The organism is Bacillus sp. BS3(2021), assembly GCF_021043345.1.
Taxonomy (GTDB): Bacteria; Bacillota; Bacilli; order Bacillales; family Bacillaceae; genus Bacillus; species Bacillus paralicheniformis.
Genome location: NZ_JAJNDM010000001.1, coordinates 496,154 through 514,777 on the forward strand (window position 1 = coordinate 496,154; position 18,624 = coordinate 514,777).

Annotated in this window: 22 protein-coding genes; 13 read left to right on the top strand and 9 right to left on the bottom strand. The window is 45.2% G+C overall.

What is annotated here, in order from left to right; genetic code table 11:
- The first annotated feature begins 78 nt into the window (after window positions 1-78).
- From LQ247_RS02385 to LQ247_RS02395, 3 genes are all read left to right on the top strand, one after another.
- A complete protein-coding gene (locus tag LQ247_RS02385; RefSeq protein WP_023857113.1) occupies window positions 79-954 on the top strand; it encodes a M23 family metallopeptidase in 876 nt (291 codons plus the stop codon).
- A gap of 135 nt (window positions 955-1,089) precedes the next feature.
- On the top strand, window positions 1,090-1,695 hold the full coding sequence (locus LQ247_RS02390) for an RNA polymerase sigma factor (protein ID WP_020453224.1): 606 nt from the start codon (window positions 1,090-1,092) through the stop codon (window positions 1,693-1,695).
- A gap of 13 nt (window positions 1,696-1,708) precedes the next feature.
- A complete protein-coding gene (locus tag LQ247_RS02395) occupies window positions 1,709-2,281 on the top strand; it encodes an ATP-dependent Clp protease proteolytic subunit (protein WP_026580222.1) in 573 nt (190 codons plus the stop codon).
- A gap of 47 nt (window positions 2,282-2,328) precedes the next feature.
- Here the strand turns inward: LQ247_RS02395 and LQ247_RS02400 are convergent, their stop codons facing one another.
- From LQ247_RS02400 to LQ247_RS02410, 3 genes are all read right to left on the bottom strand, one after another.
- Window positions 2,329-2,679, bottom strand: a complete 351-nt coding sequence (locus LQ247_RS02400; RefSeq protein ID WP_003185936.1) for a P-II family nitrogen regulator — start codon at window positions 2,677-2,679, stop codon at window positions 2,329-2,331.
- An 18-nt stretch (window positions 2,680-2,697) separates the two neighbouring features.
- On the bottom strand, window positions 2,698-3,909 hold the full coding sequence (locus tag LQ247_RS02405; RefSeq protein ID WP_023857117.1) for an ammonium transporter: 1,212 nt from the start codon (window positions 3,907-3,909) through the stop codon (window positions 2,698-2,700).
- Window positions 3,910-4,057: 148 nt separating this feature from the next.
- Window positions 4,058-5,356, bottom strand: a complete 1,299-nt coding sequence (locus LQ247_RS02410) for a hemolysin family protein (protein ID WP_023857118.1) — start codon at window positions 5,354-5,356, stop codon at window positions 4,058-4,060.
- Window positions 5,357-5,516: 160 nt separating this feature from the next.
- Between LQ247_RS02410 and LQ247_RS02415 the strand changes: the two genes are divergently transcribed.
- Both LQ247_RS02415 and LQ247_RS02420 read left to right on the top strand, forming a co-directional pair.
- The gene (locus tag LQ247_RS02415) at window positions 5,517-6,473 is read left to right on the top strand and encodes a magnesium transporter CorA family protein (protein WP_224066755.1); all 957 of its coding nucleotides are present in this window, start codon (window positions 5,517-5,519) and stop codon (window positions 6,471-6,473) included.
- A 60-nt stretch (window positions 6,474-6,533) separates the two neighbouring features.
- Window positions 6,534-6,941 carry a CBS domain-containing protein gene (locus LQ247_RS02420; protein ID WP_095323623.1) on the top strand — a complete coding sequence of 136 codons (408 nt, stop codon included), beginning with the start codon at window positions 6,534-6,536 and terminating at the stop codon, window positions 6,939-6,941.
- Window positions 6,942-7,022: 81 nt separating this feature from the next.
- Here the strand turns inward: LQ247_RS02420 and LQ247_RS02425 are convergent, their stop codons facing one another.
- The 3 genes from LQ247_RS02425 to LQ247_RS02435 all read right to left on the bottom strand — a co-directional run bounded on the left by LQ247_RS02425 (window position 7,023) and on the right by LQ247_RS02435 (window position 9,425).
- Window positions 7,023-7,970 carry an NAD(P)H-binding protein gene (locus LQ247_RS02425; protein WP_023857121.1) on the bottom strand — a complete coding sequence of 316 codons (948 nt, stop codon included), beginning with the start codon at window positions 7,968-7,970 and terminating at the stop codon, window positions 7,023-7,025.
- A gap of 78 nt (window positions 7,971-8,048) precedes the next feature.
- Complete coding sequence (locus LQ247_RS02430; RefSeq protein WP_035400336.1) at window positions 8,049-8,564, bottom strand: TetR/AcrR family transcriptional regulator; 516 nt, start codon at window positions 8,562-8,564, stop codon at window positions 8,049-8,051.
- A gap of 132 nt (window positions 8,565-8,696) precedes the next feature.
- On the bottom strand, window positions 8,697-9,425 hold the full coding sequence (locus tag LQ247_RS02435; protein WP_144497857.1) for a YqjF family protein: 729 nt from the start codon (window positions 9,423-9,425) through the stop codon (window positions 8,697-8,699).
- 129 nt (window positions 9,426-9,554) lie between these two features.
- Here LQ247_RS02435 and LQ247_RS02440 point away from each other — a divergent pair, with 129 nt between their 5' ends.
- Together LQ247_RS02440 and LQ247_RS02445 are read left to right on the top strand one after the other, a co-directional pair.
- Window positions 9,555-10,376 (top strand): manganese catalase family protein, encoded by an 822-nt coding sequence (locus LQ247_RS02440; RefSeq protein WP_101561377.1) that lies wholly within the window; start codon window positions 9,555-9,557, stop codon window positions 10,374-10,376.
- A gap of 130 nt (window positions 10,377-10,506) precedes the next feature.
- Window positions 10,507-11,436 (top strand): manganese-dependent inorganic pyrophosphatase, encoded by a 930-nt coding sequence (locus tag LQ247_RS02445; protein WP_025810664.1) that lies wholly within the window; start codon window positions 10,507-10,509, stop codon window positions 11,434-11,436.
- A gap of 46 nt (window positions 11,437-11,482) precedes the next feature.
- Here the strand turns inward: LQ247_RS02445 and LQ247_RS02450 are convergent, their stop codons facing one another.
- The 3 genes from LQ247_RS02450 to LQ247_RS02460 all read right to left on the bottom strand — a co-directional run bounded on the left by LQ247_RS02450 (window position 11,483) and on the right by LQ247_RS02460 (window position 13,836).
- On the bottom strand, window positions 11,483-12,061 hold the full coding sequence (locus tag LQ247_RS02450) for an undecaprenyl-diphosphatase (RefSeq protein ID WP_144497856.1): 579 nt from the start codon (window positions 12,059-12,061) through the stop codon (window positions 11,483-11,485).
- Between the two features lie 149 nt (window positions 12,062-12,210).
- On the bottom strand, window positions 12,211-13,404 hold the full coding sequence (locus LQ247_RS02455; RefSeq protein WP_144497855.1) for an MFS transporter: 1,194 nt from the start codon (window positions 13,402-13,404) through the stop codon (window positions 12,211-12,213).
- Between the two features lie 3 nt (window positions 13,405-13,407).
- Window positions 13,408-13,836, bottom strand: a complete 429-nt coding sequence (locus LQ247_RS02460; protein WP_023857128.1) for a MarR family winged helix-turn-helix transcriptional regulator — start codon at window positions 13,834-13,836, stop codon at window positions 13,408-13,410.
- Window positions 13,837-14,172: 336 nt separating this feature from the next.
- Here LQ247_RS02460 and spoIIID point away from each other — a divergent pair, with 336 nt between their 5' ends.
- The 6 genes from spoIIID (at window position 14,173) to mscL (ending at window position 18,619) form a co-directional block, all read left to right on the top strand.
- Entirely contained in the window at window positions 14,173-14,448 is a 276-nt protein-coding gene (gene spoIIID / locus LQ247_RS02465; protein WP_003185911.1) for a sporulation transcriptional regulator SpoIIID, read from the top strand.
- Between the two features lie 185 nt (window positions 14,449-14,633).
- Window positions 14,634-15,635, top strand: coding sequence for a cell shape-determining protein Mbl (gene mbl / locus LQ247_RS02470; RefSeq protein ID WP_003185909.1), 1,002 nt, complete (start codon window positions 14,634-14,636; stop codon window positions 15,633-15,635).
- Window positions 15,636-15,841: 206 nt separating this feature from the next.
- Window positions 15,842-16,681, top strand: coding sequence for a flagellar hook-basal body protein (locus tag LQ247_RS02475; RefSeq protein ID WP_231005660.1), 840 nt, complete (start codon window positions 15,842-15,844; stop codon window positions 16,679-16,681).
- A 43-nt stretch (window positions 16,682-16,724) separates the two neighbouring features.
- Window positions 16,725-17,552, top strand: coding sequence for a flagellar hook-basal body protein (locus tag LQ247_RS02480; protein ID WP_023857130.1), 828 nt, complete (start codon window positions 16,725-16,727; stop codon window positions 17,550-17,552).
- Between the two features lie 181 nt (window positions 17,553-17,733).
- A complete protein-coding gene (gene fabZ / locus LQ247_RS02485) occupies window positions 17,734-18,168 on the top strand; it encodes a 3-hydroxyacyl-ACP dehydratase FabZ (RefSeq protein ID WP_003185902.1) in 435 nt (144 codons plus the stop codon).
- Window positions 18,169-18,238: 70 nt separating this feature from the next.
- Window positions 18,239-18,619, top strand: coding sequence for a large conductance mechanosensitive channel protein MscL (mscL, locus tag LQ247_RS02490; protein ID WP_023857132.1), 381 nt, complete (start codon window positions 18,239-18,241; stop codon window positions 18,617-18,619).
- Window positions 18,620-18,624 lie beyond the last annotated feature (5 nt).

Consider the following 18,624-nt stretch of genomic DNA (forward strand, 5'->3'; position numbering starts at 1 on the left):
GACTAACTTGAAAAAAAGTTTTTTGTAAATGTATATATTTTCTGAAAAGTGTTCAGAATGTTGCTGAGGTGATGAGTAATGAAAGAGGAAGAAAAGAATCGTACTTCCAAAATCACAAAGCTGCAACAGTTTTTTCGCAAACGCTGGGTATTTCCGGCCATCTATTTGACAAGTGCCGTCGTTGTATTAACCGCCGTTCTTTGGTATCAATCGGCTTCTAACAACGATGTAAAAGATCAGCTTGCTGACGATGGTAAGAAATCAGCCTATGATAACCGGGATGACGCGGTAGAAGTAGGCAAACCAGTCGAAAATGTCGCAATGCCGGTTGCTGATTCTGAAAATGTTTCTGTCGTTAAAAAGTTCTTTGAAACTGACGCAACTAAAGAAGAGAAAGAAGCAGCACTTGTAAACTATAATAACACGTACAGCATGAGCAAAGGTATCGACTTGGCTGAGAAAGACGGAAAAACATTCGATGTTTCCGCATCTCTCAGCGGTACGGTCATCAAAGCTGCAAAAGACCCTGTACTGGGCTACGTTGTTGAAGTTGAACATGAAAATGGTTTATCAACTGTGTATCAGTCTCTTTCTGAAGTAAGCGTCAAACAAGGTGACAAGATTGAACAAAATCAAGTCATCGGAAAAGCAGGCAAAAACCTTTACAATGAAGAAGGCGGAAACCATGTGCATTTTGAAATCCGCAAAGACGGTGTTGCGCTAAACCCGTTGAACTTCATGGACAAGCCGGTCTCCAGCATCGAAAAAGCGGTGGAGGAACAAGCGGCTGAAATGAAGGAACCTGCTCAGCCTTCTGTTGAAGAAAAGTCAAAAACAGAAGACAAAGCGAAAGATCAAACAGGTGGAAAAGACGACAAAACCAAACGGGAAGATTCGTCTGAAGGGTCAGAAAATCAAGACGGAACCCAGTCTGACGATTCAAGCCAGTCATAAGGCACGCTTCCCTCAGAGCGCCTATCAAATACGATAGGCGCCTTTTTTGTTACAATCATAAAAAACCCGTATCAAATTTGCAGAGCCAGCCGTTTATTAAGTAAGAGGCCTCTTTTAAGGAGTGTGAATGCATTCATGAATGAGCTAGAACAGCAAGCGCTGATGAAGTATTGCATGAGAATGACAGGTGATAAATGGGATGCCGAGGATTTAGTCCAGGATACCATCCTGAAGTTAATCGAAATCAATCGAACAGACGCCTCACATGCTTATCAAAAGACGGTGGCAAAGCATAAATGGATTGACCTGCTCAGAAAAAGGAAACGCGAAATCTTTCTGTCTGAAGACAATCTGGAAGACGGGAGGGCAGAGCGCATGAAGGCGGCCGATGACTTCGAGCACCTGCTGAAACAGCTTTCCGGTATTTTAACGCCGAAGCAATTAACGATTTTTCTGCTCAAAGATGTGTTTTCCTTTCAGCTGCACGAAATCGCCGAGTCGCTCGGTAAGCCCGAATCATCCGTCAAATCGCTTTTATTCAGATCGCGTCAGCGATTAAAAAGGCTTTCTCCGGATGTTCTGCAAAGGGAAGCGGCGGACCGGGATGACGAACACATTGACCTGCTTGTTCGGGCGATATTGTATCACAACCCCGATGCTCTGCTCGAATTTGCCAAACAGACATGGCTTTTCGGCGCTTCACAGCCGTCCTGCATCAGCATGATGAGGTGTGCTGCCTAGGAGGAAAAAGGCTATGAACACCATACCTTACGTCATTGAGAAAACGGCTGCCGGTGAAAGATCGTACGATATTTTTTCCAGACTTTTAAAAGACCGGATCATTATGATCGGCTCTGAATTCAACGATGACCTCGCCAATCGGGTCACCGCCCAGTTGCTGTTTTTGTCAGCCGAAGACAATGAAAAAGACATTTCGATCTATATCAACAGCCCGGGCGGATCAACTTCCGCGGGATATGCGATTTTGGATACGATGGACTATGTGAAGCCGGATGTCCGCACGATCTGCGTCGGAATGGCAGCTTCCATGGGAGCGATTCTTCTCGCCGGCGGAACAAAAGGCAAACGGTATGCGCTCAAAAACAGCGAAATCATGATCCATCAGCCGCTCGGCGGCGTCAAAGGACAGGCGACAGACATGGAGATTTCAGCGAAGCGGATCATCAAACTGAGGGAAAAAATCGAGCACTTTTTTCACGAACGAACGGGCCAGCCCATTGAAAAACTAAAAGCCGACATGGAACGCGATTACTTTATGGATGCGGACGAAGCGAAGGCATACGGTGTGATTGACGCCGTTTTATAACATCAGAAAAGCTCCCGGCTTAACTTCAGCCGGGAGCTTCGATCTTTTTATAAAGCGTCAGGACCTTCCTCGCCTGTGCGGATGTTGATGGTGTTTTTAATTTCGTATATGAAGATCTTGCCGTCACCGGGTTCCCCGGTTTTCAGGACGTTTTGCGCCGTCTCGGCCACCTTTTCGACAGGCACTTTGCTGACGACGATTTCGACTTTTAACCTTTCATATACATTGCTTTCGCGTTTGACCCCGCGGTAAAGCTCTGTATGCCCTTTTTGCAGGCCGCATCCGTGTACATTGTAAAACGTAATGGACGTTACCCCGATTTTGGCCAGCTCCGTTTTCAGCTTTTCAAAGTTTGTAGGACGAGTTACAATTTCCACCTTATACATTTGACCGCTCATACCATCACTCCTGACAAATTAATCTTGATACGCTTTTTCGCCGTGCAGCGTCAGATCGAGGCCTAATGATTCTTCATCCTCTGAGGCACGGAGTTTAAAGAAAATACTGACTATCTTAATAATAGCGTATGTGACGATTGCGACAAACAAATATGTTGCGGCAATCGCAATCAGCTGTTTCCAAAGGAGACTGATGTCTCCGTAAAAAAGCCCGTTTGCTCCGTCTGCGTTGACTGATGTCGTCGCGAACAAGCCCGTTGCGATTCCGCCCCATGTTCCGCCGAGCCCGTGAAGGCCGAAGGCATCGAGCGCATCATCGTAGCCGAATTTTTTCTTCAGCGAAAACACACCCCAGAAACAGACGATTCCACCGATGAGCCCGATCCATACGGATGAGAAAGGCGTAACAAAGCCTGCGCCCGGTGTAATCGCGACAAGCCCCGCGATTGCTCCCGAGACGGCGCCGAGCATCGTTGGCTTTTTATTGATCAGCCATTCTGCCAAAATCCAGCCGATCAGCCCCGCAGCCGCAGCCGTATTCGTGTTGATAAAAGCGGTCATGGCGACTTCATCGATCGTCAGGGCGCTTCCGACGTTGAACCCGAACCATCCGAACCAGATCAAAGTCGCCCCGAGCAAAGTCAGAAGGAGGTTGTGAGGGGCGGTATCGCTGATATTTTTCCGCTTGCCGAGAACAATCGCAACAACCAGGCCGGCTACACCGGAAGAGATGTGAACGACGTTGCCGCCGGCAAAATCGATCGCTCCCAGCTCGTCAAGCCAGCCTCCACCCCATACCCAGTGGGCGACCGGCGAGTAAACGAAAACCGCCCAGAGCACCGAAAAAAGAATAAAGGCCGGAAAGCGCATTCGCTCCGCAAAGCTTCCGGAAATAATCGCAGTCGTCAGTACGGCAAATGTCAATTGGAACATCATATAAAGCGTATGCGGGATCGTCTCCGAATAATCGGCATTGGGTTCAAATCCGATACCTTGCAGTCCGATCCAATCCAAACCCCCGATCAATGGGTTTCCGGGAGCGAAAGCGAGCGAATAGCCGAACAAAATCCATATGATGGAAACGATGGCAATTGAAGATAAGCTGTGCATAACGGTGCTGAGCACATTTTTGCTCCTGACAAGTCCTCCGTAAAATAAAGCGATGCCCGGCGTCATCAGCCATACGAGCAAAGCGCAAAAGAACATAAATACTGTATCCCCCATCTGCATGTTTCATTCCTCCGTAGTCATTTAGATTGAGAGCAGATCTCTTTTTCTTTCATTATAGTGACAAAAGGGAGATATCATGATGAACATGTCAGATTTCCTCACATGGTTTTTAGGAAGAAAAGCGGACAGGGAGAGGCTGAAAGGGGGATTAATCGGTTTTTTCAACCTCAACTGCAACGATTCGATGTCCGTCCATATCTTTTACTTTGAAACGGAATCCTTCACTTTCGATCGCCGTTCCGGGCTTGCTCTCAATATTCTGCGTCAGCATCCAGCCGCCGATTGTATCAATCTCCTCATCTGATAAATGAATTCCGAGCAGGTCGTTTACATCGCTGACTAGTACTTTACCGCTGAGGATGTAATGGTCATCTTCCAGTTTCTGAACAGCCGATACTTCTTCAGTATCGAATTCATCGCGAATATCGCCGACGATTTCCTCGACGATATCCTCAACCGTCACAAGGCCGGATGTTCCGCCATACTCATCTACGAGAATCGCCATATGTGTATGCTCTTTTTGCATTTTGACGAACAGCTGGTAGACGGGAATCGTTTCAATCACATGGATAACCGGATGGATATATGGCTTTAACGGTTTTGTTTCTAAAGAAAACCCGCCTGCAAGCTCAGCCAGCAGCAGTTCTTTTATATTGATCATTCCGCTGATGTGATCCTTGTCTTCCTCCATGACGGGGAAGCGGGTGTGCTTTGTTTCTTTGATGAGCTGCTTCACTTTTTTTACACTGTCGTCAAGAGACAGGACGGTCATTTCATTGCGGGGCACCATAATTTCTTTTGCCGTACGTTCGTCGAATTTAAAAATGTTGTTTACATATCTCAATTCATTCTGGTTGATTTCCCCGCTTTGATAGCTTTCAGATAAAAGTGTTCGCAGCTCTTCCTCCGAATACGCCAATTCGTGTTCACCGGTCGGCTTCAGGCCGAACAGACTTGTGATCATGCGGGCTGAATGATTGAGCAGCCATATAAAAGGAAACATGATTCTGTAAAACCAGATCATCGGCTGTGCAAAAAGCAGAGTAACGGTTTCCGCTTTTTGAATGGCGATCGTTTTTGGCGCCAGCTCTCCGATCACAACATTGAGATAAGTGACCGATAAAAAAGCGGCCAAAAATGAAAGAATATGTGTCATCGACTCGTTCAAGCCGATTTTGGAAAAAAGGGGATGCAGCAAGGTCTGCATCGTCGGTTCACCAAGCCAGCCGAGGCCCAATGCCGTCACGGTGATTCCAAGCTGGCAGGCTGACAAGTATTCGTCAAGGTGTGAGGTCACTTCTTTTGCGGCAAGCGCGCCCTTTTTTTTCTGAATGATCAATTGGTCGATCTTTGTCCGCCTTACTTTGACGATGGCGAATTCGACCGCGACGAAAAAGCCCGTTAATGCGATTAATCCTGCCACTGCAATCAGCTTCAGTAATTCCAATGCCCCGCCTTCTCAAAAAGAAGGCGCCACCTCCTTTTCTATGAAAAACTCATACTGGCTTCATACCACGTGCCGCAGCGCGGCAAACATGATGTTTATTTACGCGGAGGGCGGGCAAAGAAATATAAAACGAATGGGCCGGAAGAGGAGGAGACGAAATATGAGAGTTTTTCAGGGAGAGGGCTGGACATGGTATCAGCTCGGCCCTCACGAAAAAGCGACAGCACAAGGGCTGATCCAGCCCGATCATTGGCCGGAATGCCGAAATTGGTTTCAAGGCGTTCCATCGGCCAATATCAATTGCATTGATATCAATGCTGCCGTTCAAGGCAAGGAAGCGATCTACGGTTCATATATTTACGATCAGGAAGCGGAAGTTCAACAAAATCGGACAGCATTTCATTTTTACTTAACGAAAGACTATTTTTTCACAATGAATTTAGATATCTCGCAATTTGAAGAGACAAACAGAAGGCCGATCGATCAACACTTAAAGCGATGCAAAGACGCCCCAGAAGTGTTTCTGATTCTGCTGGGCGAACTGATGAGAATGTATTTAAAGGAACTTGAGCACTTTGAAGTTCACCTTGGAAAAGTAAGATGGGGATTTCACCATGACAACAATAAAAGCATCATTGAACTGATTCATAAACGGCGTCACGAACTGCTCGTCATAAGAAGTTTAATTTTATCGATGAAAAAGGTAGCAATGGGTCTTAAAGAAACTTTTTTAAGCAAATCGTTTGATGAAATCGAACAGCGCAGGACGTTTTACGAAATCGACAGAGGCATGTCATTGATCAAAGAGTACGCGAATGAAATCAATTATTTGCTTCATTCCGAGGAAGTGGTGACATCCCACAGAGGCAATGAAATTTTTAAAGCGCTGACGATTTTTACGACGATCTTTACGCCGATGACGGCTTTCGGCGCCCTGTGGGGAATGAACTTCGAAGTCATGCCTGAACTCTCTTTAAAGTACGGCTATTTATTTTCGCTTATTTTAATCGCCGTTTCGACCGCCCTTGTGTATTGGTATTTGAAAAAGAAAGGCTGGACCGGCGATTTATTGAAGGATAAAAAACGATATATGAAAAGGAAGGGCTCTTTTAAATAGGTTTAAGCCCGTGGGATATCGGAAAAGCACATAATAACCCCAGTAAAGGAGGAATTCCGAATGAAACTGAAGGACATCATGACAACCAATGCCGAATGCTGCGAACCTTCTGCTCCGATTGCGGAAATTGCCGGGAAGATGCGTGATTACAATGTAGGTTCAATTCCGGTCTGCGAGAACGGAAATTTGACGGGGATCGTTTCAGACCGGGATATTGTTATCAGATGTGTAGCTGAAAATGAAACAGATGCGGCTGCTCGGGATATCATGAGCACACAGATGGTGACAGGGCGCCCGGATATGTCTGCTGAAGAGGCTGGTGATTTGATGGCGGAACACCAAATTCGCAGGCTGCCGATTGTTGAAGATGGCCGTCTTGTCGGAATCGTTGCTTTGGGGGATCTCTCCGTCTCACATGCGGATGAGAAAGCGGGAGAAGCATTAAGCGAAATTTCAAAACCGGCTTAAACAGGGTGAAGGAAGAGCGTTTTTAGCTCTTCCTTTTTTATAGTGTAATATTTAGTGATTGATCAATAACTAAAATTCAGCTTAAGTTTTCATTAAGCATCTCAATGTTTCTTTCAGCCCTTCTTGATAAGGTGTCGCGGGAATTTTTCCTATCCTCTTTTCATATTTTTCCCCGTTTAGAATGAATGTTTCTTCAGTTAAGTACATGATTTCTACTACTTCTTTCATGACTGGATCAAATAATCCGCTTATACGAATGGCAAGTTTATTTAATGGTATTACTAATTTATTATTTCCGGTAATTTGGCGTGCGATTTTTATGATTTCTTTACCTGAAATCAGTCCGGCGCCGGGAATGTTCCAGTTTTCACCGTAAGAATCGTCTTTACTTGCGATTTCCACAATCATTTTTGCGGCATCAGGCAAATATACGTACTCCCGGGGGGTTTTTAGATTGCCGATAAAAACAGCTATTTTATTTGCTGCCATTCCGGTTAATGTAGGCTGTAAATAAGAATTTTGCGAAGTTTTTCCATAATAGTCGGGCAGTCTGACGATTAATGGTTTGGCATTTTTCCATTTCTTATCGAATATTAAGTTTTCAAAGTCTACTCTTAGCTTTCCTTTTTTTGTATGGGGCAGTTTCGGATGATTTTCGTCTCCTTTGGCAATTTGTCGGCCGTAAACATATATTCCATCCACAATCACGATTTTCTTGCCTGAAATATTTGCAGCCTTCATTACACTTTCACCGAGAAGCAGGAGTTTATCTGCCATTTCATGATATTGAACATTGGCGCATTGAAATATCACATCTGCATCCTTCGCTGCTTCACTGATGGTCTGTGCATCAAAGACATCGCCAAGCTGATATGTTAATAGCGGTGTTGAATGATGTTCTTTTATGAGATTCTTTAGTTTATTTTCAGAACGGCCGAAAGCGATAACCGGAATATTTCTTGACAGCAATTCTGAAACTATGACTTGACCTGTTCCACCTGTTGCGCCTAAAACAATTGCTTTTTCCATTGAAAATTCCCCCTTGGGTAAGTTATTAATCAATCAATAACTAATGCTTAAATAAAAAACCGAAACAAATCGGTTATTTTATTCTGTTTGGCCGTGCATGATCTCCGGCAAATCCAAGAAATAGGAAATGTTGCAAAGTATCCCTCTTGCCAGGAAAGTCGTAACTTCCCTCTCTGCATTCGGAACATTCGCTTCCTGGAACCTTTCCAGCGTATAGTTTCTAATACGTGATAAGCCCGTTTTTGAACAATTTCTGATCGATTCCTCCGTAACGGATAGTCCGATAACCTGTAAGGCTATTTCATTAGGGTGTGATACAGACAACTCTTCATATGCTTTGATCATGTTTGCTACGATCTGTTCGGAGCTGGATTCGACATTTTGAAACGTTTGGAGAATTCTTTCAAAGGCCCGATCGAGCGCGGCAACGAACAACTCTTCCTTCGTCTTATAAAACCTAAATATATAGGGCTGGGAAATACCGGCTTTTTCAGCAATGAGTGCTGTCGTGGTATTATAATATCCCTTTTCTGCAAACACCTCTAATCCAGCTTCAAGTATTTGCTCCTTTCGGTTTTCCTTACTCTGTCTTATGATATGCCGCCTCCCCTCATTTTGTTATTGATTGATTACTTACTGAGATCGTAACAGATTTCGATTCAAGATTCAAGCACGTAATTTTTAAAACATGCATCTATTGGTGCAACAGTTTTCCAATCAATCATTTCATCCCCGGTCCCGCTGCAAAGGCCAAAATAAGACGTACTGCCGTTTGGCGTAATGGAGAAGCGGAGCGGTATCAGGCAATATGAGACCGCTTGCTCCGGGCACCGTGTTTTGTCGGATTTCGGCTTCGGCCCGCTGCAGCGTCCATGGAGAATGATGAATGTCTTCATAGTAGACCCGGTTGTTGTACGTGGTGTACAGGCGGTATCTTTCAGTCAGCCAGTATTCGATGGACCCTTTTTGGGCGGTAAAGGAATCTGACAGCGGGCGGTAGCTGGCGCGGAAGGCCGCTTTTGAATCATACCTTCTGCTGGAAAATTCAATATGTTTTTTTTCTTTTACAAAGTTTATCCCGGCGTGAAAATAAGGCAAGTGGAACATTGCGCGCGCGCCGGCGACGGCTAAGCGCGAAGCGGCGTCAAGACTGAAAAAATAAATGCCCGGTACGCCTTTATATGATACATATGTCCGGACGTTCAGCTCGGGAAATCTGCTGACGAAAGGAAAGGGGGGCAAAAAACGGGGGCGCATATTTGTCAGCAGGAAAGGCAAAATGCCGATCCATGCTTTTCCATTGAATGTCTCCAGTTCCAAGGCCGCCGGTATTCGTCCGCGAATGGCTTCAGAATCAACAGCCCAATGGGCAAATAATACATGATTCCATGTTTGCGTCATCACCCACGGTCCTTCAGGCGGCGGAAAAGGGCGGTGTGAAGTATTTTTAATCATAGAACAGCACTCCTTCGATTCGAATGTTGACCCGTCTGCAACACATCCCGAGCCTGTTGTACGGTTTTATCATTTCCCTTTACGGTTAATTCAAAAACGAGGATACAAAAAACGGAGGAGTGATGTGATTTGTTCAAGCATACGAAAGTGCTGCAGTACCCTGCAAAACCTGAAAGACCCGATCCTGTCTTCGCCAAGAAAATGCAGGAAATACTCGGCGGTCAGTACGGAGAAATATCTGTGGCCATGCAATACCTTTTTCAAGGGTGGAATACAAGGGGAAATGAAAAGTATAAAGATTTGCTCATGGATACGGCGGCAGAAGAAATCGGACACGTCGAAATGATTGCGACGATGATCGCGCGCCTGCTTGAAGACGCACCGGTTTACGAGCAGGAAAAAGCCGCAGACGATCCTGTCATCGGTGCAATTATGGGCGGAATGAACCCTCACCATGCGATCGTTTCGGGACTGGGAGCCATGCCTGAAAACAGCACAGGCGTTCCGTGGAATGCAGGCTATATTGTAGCGAGCGGCAACCTTCTGGCCGATCTGCGCGCAAATGTCAACGCTGAATCGCAAGGCAGGCTGCAAGTCGCGCGGCTGCGCGAAATGACGGATGACAATGGTGTACAAGATATGCTCGGTTTTCTTTTAGCGAGAGACACGATGCACCAAAACCAGTGGATCGCCGCGATCAAAGAGTTGGAAGAAAAAGAAGGCGTCATCGTGCCCGGCACGGTTTCGGATGAAAATGAAAAAGAAGACATTGCGCATACTTTATACAATTTCTCGGATGGAGAAGAAAGCGCGCAGTTTGATTGGCTGAAAGAGAAGGCGCCGGACGGAGCGGAATTCCACTACGAGAGCGGCCCTGTCGCATATGGAGAAAAACCGGTCTTGAAGCCCGCTCCAAAACGAAGCCACAATACACCTGACTATGGAGAATAGAGCCGAACGGCTCTTTTTTTATTTTTTAAAATGACAAAACACTCCGTAAATATTAAAATAAGTGACAGATTTGCAGATTTTTTTATTGTCAGGTAAGCTTACTATAAAAACAACAGTAAGGAGTTATATCATGAGTAAAGTACTTATTTTTGGCCACAAAAATCCGGATACGGATACGATTTGTTCAGCGATTGCATATGCCGAATTAAAAAAGGAGCTCGGCATGGACGCAGAACCCGTCCGCCTCGGCGAAATCAACGGCGAAACCGAATTCGCGCTTGAGAAATTCAATGCAGAAGTACCCCGCCTTGTGAACACTGTTGCGAATGAAACTGACAGCGTGATTCTGGTTGACCATAATGAGCGCCAGCAGAGCGTCGATGACCTTGATCAAGTTCGCGTGCTTGAAGTCATCGATCACCACCGGATCGCCAATTTTGAAACGAGCGACCCTCTGTATTATCGCGCAGAGCCTGTAGGCTGCACGGCAACAATCTTAAACAAGCTCTATAAAGAAAACGGCGTCGAAATTAAAAAAGATATCGCAGGATTGATGCTGTCGGCGATCATCTCAGATTCCCTCTTATTTAAATCTCCGACTTGCACGGACGAAGATGTCAAAGCCGCAAAAGAATTGGCTGCGATTGCCGGTGTTGATGCCGACAGCTATGGACTCGATATGCTGAAGGCTGGAGCAGATTTGAGCGCAAAAACGATTCCTCAGCTTCTCTCTCTTGACGCAAAAGAGTTTACGATGGGAAGCCATAAAGTGGAGATCGCGCAAGTTAACACTGTTGATACAAACGACGTTCTCTCCCGCAAAGCAGAAGTTGAAGCAGAACTTGCAAAAGTGGTGTCTGAAAAAGGATTGGATTTATTTGTGTTTGTCGTAACCGACATTTTAACAAACGACTCGGTTGTCGTAGCTTCAGGACAAGCTGCACAAGCAGTGGAGAAAGCGTTCAATGTCACATTGTCAGACAACACAGCGACACTGAAAGGCGTTGTATCCCGCAAAAAACAAATTGTTCCGCCGTTAACCGAAGCCTTAAAAGGTTAAGGAAAGGAAATGAAAAACACCCGAATCATGAGATTCGGGTGTTTTCTTATGCCGTTCTGGATACAGCTTTCCGCAATTTCCGCCAGATCGATTCGTAGAGTGAGATGATCCGTTCAAAAAGCGGCTGCACATACGCTGAGAATCTAAACATAACGAGTGATACAAATAAAGCGACCAAAATGCTGCCTAAAACGTCAACAGGGTAGTGGTGTCCGACCCAAATACGGGAAAAGCCCGTCAATAACCCGAAAGCAATCAGGCAGGTTCCAATTTTCCGATGATAAAGCCAAAAAGCGATCGAAATGGCTAACGCCCCGGTTGTATGATCGCTGGGAAACGAGGCGTCGGCCGCATGATGAATTAATACGTCCACATGGTGAGCGACAAACGGTCTCGGCTCATAGTAAACCAATGACAGCAAATAATTTGCCGCCAATCCGAGAATACCCGTCACACCTGCCTGAAGAACGCTTATTTTATAAGAACGGTTTCCGAAGATCCAGATCAAAAGCAAAATGAGCGCATACATGTAAATTGCTTTTTCTGTAATCAAAATCATAGCGCTGTCCAGGATGTGGTTGTGGTTTGATAATTGATGAATACGTGTAAAAAGCCAATAGTTCAAAAAATCACCTTTTTAATAGAGTAGTAGTTTTTGGTCAGACAGTTAGGAGACGTATTTGATTTTGCAAAAGTTTCATTAAATGACAGATCGGACTGTATCAGCCGGCATGAAAAAAGCCGGGTAATCCCGGCCCGGCGAGGTTGAACGGCTTATTCAGCCATTGATATATCCCGCTTTTCCTTTGCGAGTGCGGGTTTTTGGCTCCATGTATACAGAAACAGATTGATGAGCACAAAAACGCCTGAGAATAAATAGATGTTTGAAAAATCGGCTTGTGCCACAACCAACCCGAAAACATAGGATCCGACTGCGATCCCGGTATCAAATAGCGTAAAATAAGTCGCCGTTGCATAGCCGCTCCGGTGAGGCGGCGAAGCTTGAATCGCCAAGGTCTGAAGGCACGGCGTGATAGATCCGTAGCCCATGCCGATGACAGCTCCGGATAGCAAGAGCATCCCGCTGCTGTTTGTGAAAGCAAGCAGGAAAAGCCCGGCGCAAAAAATGATAATGGACGGATAAATGACGACTCCGGGGCCGACTTTATCATACAGTTTTCCCGTAAACGGCCGCGTGATCATCATTGTCACTGCGAACACCATAAAGAAATAGCTGCTTGCTTCAATAAGGCCGAGAGATTTTGCATAAACAGAGATGAAGGAAATGACGCTTGAATAACAAAACGACACGAACAATCCGACCGTGGCAATCCGAATCGCGCCCTTTTCAAACATGTTGGAAAAAGACAACCTGAACACAGCCGAACGGATGTCGCTTCCTTTAGGAATCCTGACCAGTGTCGTGCAAAGGATGGCCACAGTGACGATTCCTGAAAATAAAATAAACAGATCGGAAAAACTCATTTTATCCAGCAGGTTCAACGCGATAAACGGACCGATGACCACCGCCAAATTCATCGACATGGCAAAGTAGCCCAAACCTTCCCCGCGGCGGGTCGGCGGAATTAAATCGGCTGCAATTGCACTCGTCACTGTCGTGATGATGCTGAACCAAATGCCTTGGAAAAAGCGAATGCCAAGCAGCAGGTAGATATCGTGAATATAGATATAAAGAAATGATGCCAAAGTAAACAGCACGACACTGATGAGCGCCATTCTTTTTTTGCCAAAACGTTCAATAACGGCTCCCGAAAACGGCCTCGCAAAAATCGCGGACAGCATAAAGCCGCTGATCAAAAGGCCGCCCTCTGACTCGGAACCGCCGAGCTCCTGCATGGCATAGACCGGAAGCACGGTCAACAGTGCGTAAAAATAGACGAATATAAATAAATTAATCAAAACGACCATGATAAAATCCCTGGTCCAAATGGGTTCAGCTTGCTTCATAGGCTACAACTCCTCCTGATGTCCTTCTAATAATTGATTTAACAGCCTTTGAAATGTTTTTTTATCCCGTTCTTCAAATACGGAAAGCATTTCCTCTTCAAATTCTTGCATTTTTAATTGAATGTCATCATATTTAATTTTGGCTTCTTCTGTCATTTTGACGACTTTTTCCCGTTTGTCATCGCCCTGTATCCGTTCTACCCAGCCGTTTTTTTCGAGGCGGCTGACGGTTCTCGTCACAGTCGGCGCCTCAACGTGCAAGTAAGTCCAAATGTCTTTTTGCGTCATCGGTCCGCAGGTGTGAAGACAGTATAGGATCGACCACTGTGAACCGTAAAGGCCGTATGCTTCGAGCTGTTCATTCGTTTTTTTAGCAACCATCCGCGTGCTTTGATTGAGCTGGTGAATAATCTTTCGATTGATATGTTCCATTCCCGGACTCCTTCAAAATAGTTACCTAGGTAAATAATAAACTTTATTCATTTTACCGGAAGCCAAGATTAGTGTAAAGTTAAAATTTTTGAAACCCGAAATAAAATTATCAGAGAAACCCCTTGTCCTCCTTGAGTTTTTAGCATAATCCCATTTGAATGCTAATACACTGATACAAACCTAACAAAGAGAGTGTTTGAGGTGAGGGATCGTGGGAGTATTTCAAAATTCTACTTGGAAAAGCATAAAACGAAGAAGCTGCGTAAATAGCGAATTTTTTCACAAGACGGATCTCATTTCACACTTCTCACATCCATTTTAGGGAGGTCGAGTGGTGTGCACGATTACATCAAAGAGCGAACAATCAAGATAGGGAAGTACATCGTGGAGACGAAAAAAACAGTTCGTGTGATAGCGAAGGAGTTTGGTGTTTCCAAAAGTACCGTTCACAAGGATTTGACAGAAAGGCTGCCTGAAATTAATCCTGACCTGGCCAATGAAGTAAAAGAAATTCTTGATTATCATAAATCAATCAGACATTTGCGGGGCGGAGAAGCGACAAAACTAAAATATAAGAAAGAGGAAATCTTTGAAAGAGAACCCGTGCAATAAGGAATAATGGCTCAGAAACGAGCACCGTTTATCAGAATTTCCCGGTATCCTCCGTAAAAAGCCACAAAAATTTTATGAAGAACTTTAATAAGCTCTCTTTTTTTTCTAATATTTATGATAAAATATATAATTAGGGCAGAATGTGGACATTGCTGTGAAACAGATTTCGAGGAGGATATAGATAGATGTTTGCAAGGGATATTGGTATTGACCTTGGTACAGCGAATGTGCTGATCCATGTCAAAGGAAAAGGTATTGTCTTAAATGAACCATCAGTCGTTGCTCTTGACAAAAACAATGGGAAAGTGCTCGCTGTCGGTGAAGAAGCAAGGAGAATGGTAGGACGTACACCTGGGAATATTGTTGCGATACGTCCATTAAAAGACGGCGTCATTGCCGATTTTGAAGTAACGGAAGCCATGCTGAAGCATTTCATTAACAAGCTGAATGTGAAAGGTCTTTTTTCAAAGCCACGCATGCTGATTTGCTGCCCTACAAATATTACTTCTGTGGAGCAGAAGGCTATCAGAGAAGCTGCCGAGAAAAGCGGCGGAAAGCATGTATATTTGGAGGAAGAACCTAAGGTGGCCGCAATCGGAGCGGGAATGGATATTTTCCAGCCAAGCGGAAACATGGTAGTTGATATCGGCGGTGGAACGACAGATATCGCAGTCATCTCAATGGGCGATATTGTCACCGCCTCTTCTATTAAAATGGCTGGGGACAAGTTTGATCTTGAAATCTTGAACTACATCAAACGTGAGTACAAGCTGCTCATAGGCGAACGGACAGCCGAAGACATTAAGATTAAAGTCGCAACTGTTTTCCCAGACGCACGTCACGAGGAAATTTCCATCCGCGGCCGCGATATGGTCACAGGATTGCCGAGAACCATTACGGTAACGAGCAAAGAGGTGGAAGAAGCGCTGCGCGAATCTGTATCTGTCATTGTACAGGCTGCCAAGCAGGTGCTCGAAAGAACGCCGCCTGAGCTGTCAGCCGATATTATCGACAGAGGCGTTATCATTACAGGAGGCGGCGCGTTGTTAAACGGTCTTGACCAGCTTCTTGCCGAAGAACTGAAAGTGCCGGTTCTCGTTGCCGAAAATCCGATGGATTGTGTGGCAGTTGGTACGGGTGTCATGCTTGATAACATGGACAAGCTACCTAAGCGCAAACTGAGCTGATCAGAAACCTCATTCTTTTTTTAGAATGAGGTTTTTTATGTGAAATGCTTTAAAGGAAGCGAATGGCTGCCGATAAAAAGAGTAGTATGTTTGAATACCATTATAGAACAAATGTTCTGTGTTAGCAAATATAAATTGCAAGCCTTTCGCAAAAGAGGTTTTTCGATGAGAAACTCTGGAGCATGACACTTATTTGAGGTGAAATGATGTTAAAAGGACTTTATACAGCGACTTCTGCAATGATCACCCAGCAGCGCCGCACAGAGATGCTGACGAATAATATCTCGAACGCAAATACGCCGGGATATAAAGAAGACCAAGGGTCAATCCGTTCTTTCCCGGAAATGCTTTTGAGCCGGATTGAATCCGATTCTGTCAAGGCCGGCAGCGCTTCGCGTTCGTTTTCAACACAGACGCCGATCGGTTCTATCAATACAGGAGTTTACATGCAGGAACTGAAGCCTCAATTCTCGCAAGGGGATCTGCAAAGCACGAATGAGCCGATGGATATTGCAATCAGCGAAACCGAAGTTCCGGTCAACGGGGAAACAAACGATAAAGCAGCGCTTTTCTACGCGGTCCGGCTTGAAAATGGGGATGTACGCTATTCAAGAAGCAGCCGTTTTTCTTTAAATGAAAATAATCAATTGACAATAAACGGCCGACTCGTCCTTTCAACGGAAAACCAGCCGATTACGGTGGGAAGCGAGAATTTTCAAGTCGCTGAGGACGGAACGGTGACTGAAAACGGCCAAAACCTTGGAAGGATCGATGTCAGAATCGCGCTCGATACGAGAAATTTAGCAAGAGAAGGCGATGATCTGTATCGTACTGAAAACGGTGAGGCGCTGCCAAGCGCAGTCGGCAATCCCGCAGTCGCTTATTCTGTCAAGCAGGGGATGACGGAACGGTCGAATGTCGACGTGACGAGAGCTTATACGGAAATGACCGCTGCCTACCGCTCGTTTGAAGCCAACCAAAAAGTTCTTCAAGCTTATGATAAAAGTATGGAAAAGGCGGCCAATGAGATTGGAAGGATCGGATAAATGACCGATCGCGATCAGCGTAAATGGAGGATGTGGAAAAACGATGCTTAGATCCATGATCACGGCTTCAAACACAATGTTTGAACTGCAAAAACAAATTGATAATATCAGCCATAATCTTGCAAATACCGATACAACGGGATATAAGGCGAAAAACACGAGCTTTTCGGAGCTGATCAGGCAGCAGATTGAACAGGTAAACGAGAAAAATAATGAAGTAGCGGCAAGCAGAAAGACGCCGCCCGGACTTCGGCTCGGCGTCGGAGCCGTGATGACCGATCGGCTGACACATAAACAGGGAAGCCTTAAAGAAACTGGCCGCGATCTTGATATCGCACTGACTTCTCCTTATCAGTACTTCCAGGTCAATGTCGACGGGGAAGTGCAATATACAAGAGACGGAGCATTTTACCTGACGCCTGCGGCTGGCAACGCCAACCAGATGCAGCTGGTGACGAAAGAAGGGCATGCTGTTCTTGACGAAAACGGAAATCCCATCCGTTTCAACCAGCGTTATAAACACATCAAAGTTGACGATTCGGGTAGTGTCACCGTTTCGTCAGACAATCAAGGTGAAGCGCCATTGCGTTTTAACCTGGGAATCGTCCGGGCTGTCAAACCTCAGGCTCTTACGGAAGAAGGAAGCAATCTTTTTTCTGTCAGCGATGAATTGAGAGCAACGGCTCTCATCAATCTGAACGGAGCCGGGCGGCAGGACATTTCTCTAAAACAGGGATTCCTCGAATCATCAAATGTCGATGTATCGAAGGAAATGACCGACCTGATCTCTTCGCAGCGGTCTTATCAAATGAATTCCCGCGCCATCACGATGGGCGATCAAATGATGGGGCTGATCAATTCAGTTCGCTAGCAAAGCAAATAGGAGCCGGCCAAACGACGTTTGGTTCAGGCTCTTTTTATTTTCATTTTCAGCGTTGTCTTTCATCTTTTGTTGAAAAAGATTCCGTTTCATAATATACTTCCAGATGTACAGAATAAGGCACTGACATATCATTCTATACATATTTTTCGAAAAAGGAGATGTCAAGGCAATGCTTGATGCTCAGCAAATTAAAGAAATCATTCCCCACCGCTATCCCTTTCTGCTGGTAGACCGTGTGACAGAAGTAGAGGAAGGAAAACGGGCAGCGGGTTATAAAAATGTGACAGTAAATGAAGAATTCTTTAACGGACACTTTCCGGATTATCCGGTGATGCCTGGCGTTTTGATTGTTGAAGCGCTTGCGCAAGTGGGTGCCGTGGCGCTTTTGATGAAGGAAGAAAACCGCGGAAGGCTCGCGTTTTTTGCGGGAATCGACAGCTGCCGCTTCAAAAAGCAGGTCAAACCGGGCGATCAGCTCCATCTTGAGCTTGAAGTGCTTCGTTTCCGCGGTTCCATCGGCAAAGGAAAAGGAGTCGCGAAAGTGGATGGAGAAGTGGTGTGTGAAGCCGAATTGATGTTTTCTCTTGGCGAAAAACAGGAATAACGCAAACAGAATGGGTTTCCGTAAAAGCCCATTTTGTTTTTTTATCATAAAAGAGAAAAGGTGATCATTCATGTGGAAAGAATTTAAAAGCTTTGCGATTCGTGGAAATGTAATCGATCTTGCAATCGGGGTTATCATAGGAGGCGCCTTTGGAAAAATCGTGACTTCGCTTGTCAATGATTTAATGATGCCGCTCCTCGGTCTTCTGCTAGGAGGCCTGGATTTTTCAGCGCTGTCGTTCACATTTGTTGATGCCGACATTAAATACGGGCTGTTCATTCAGTCGATCGTCAATTTCTTTATTATTTCGTTTTCCATTTTTCTATTTATCCGTTATATCTCTAAGCTGAAGAAGAAGGATGCCGAAGAAGAAAAAGCTGCTCCTGATCCGCAGGAAGAATTGCTTAAGGAAATACGGGATTTGTTAAAAGAGCAGACGAAACGCTCTTAGAGCTA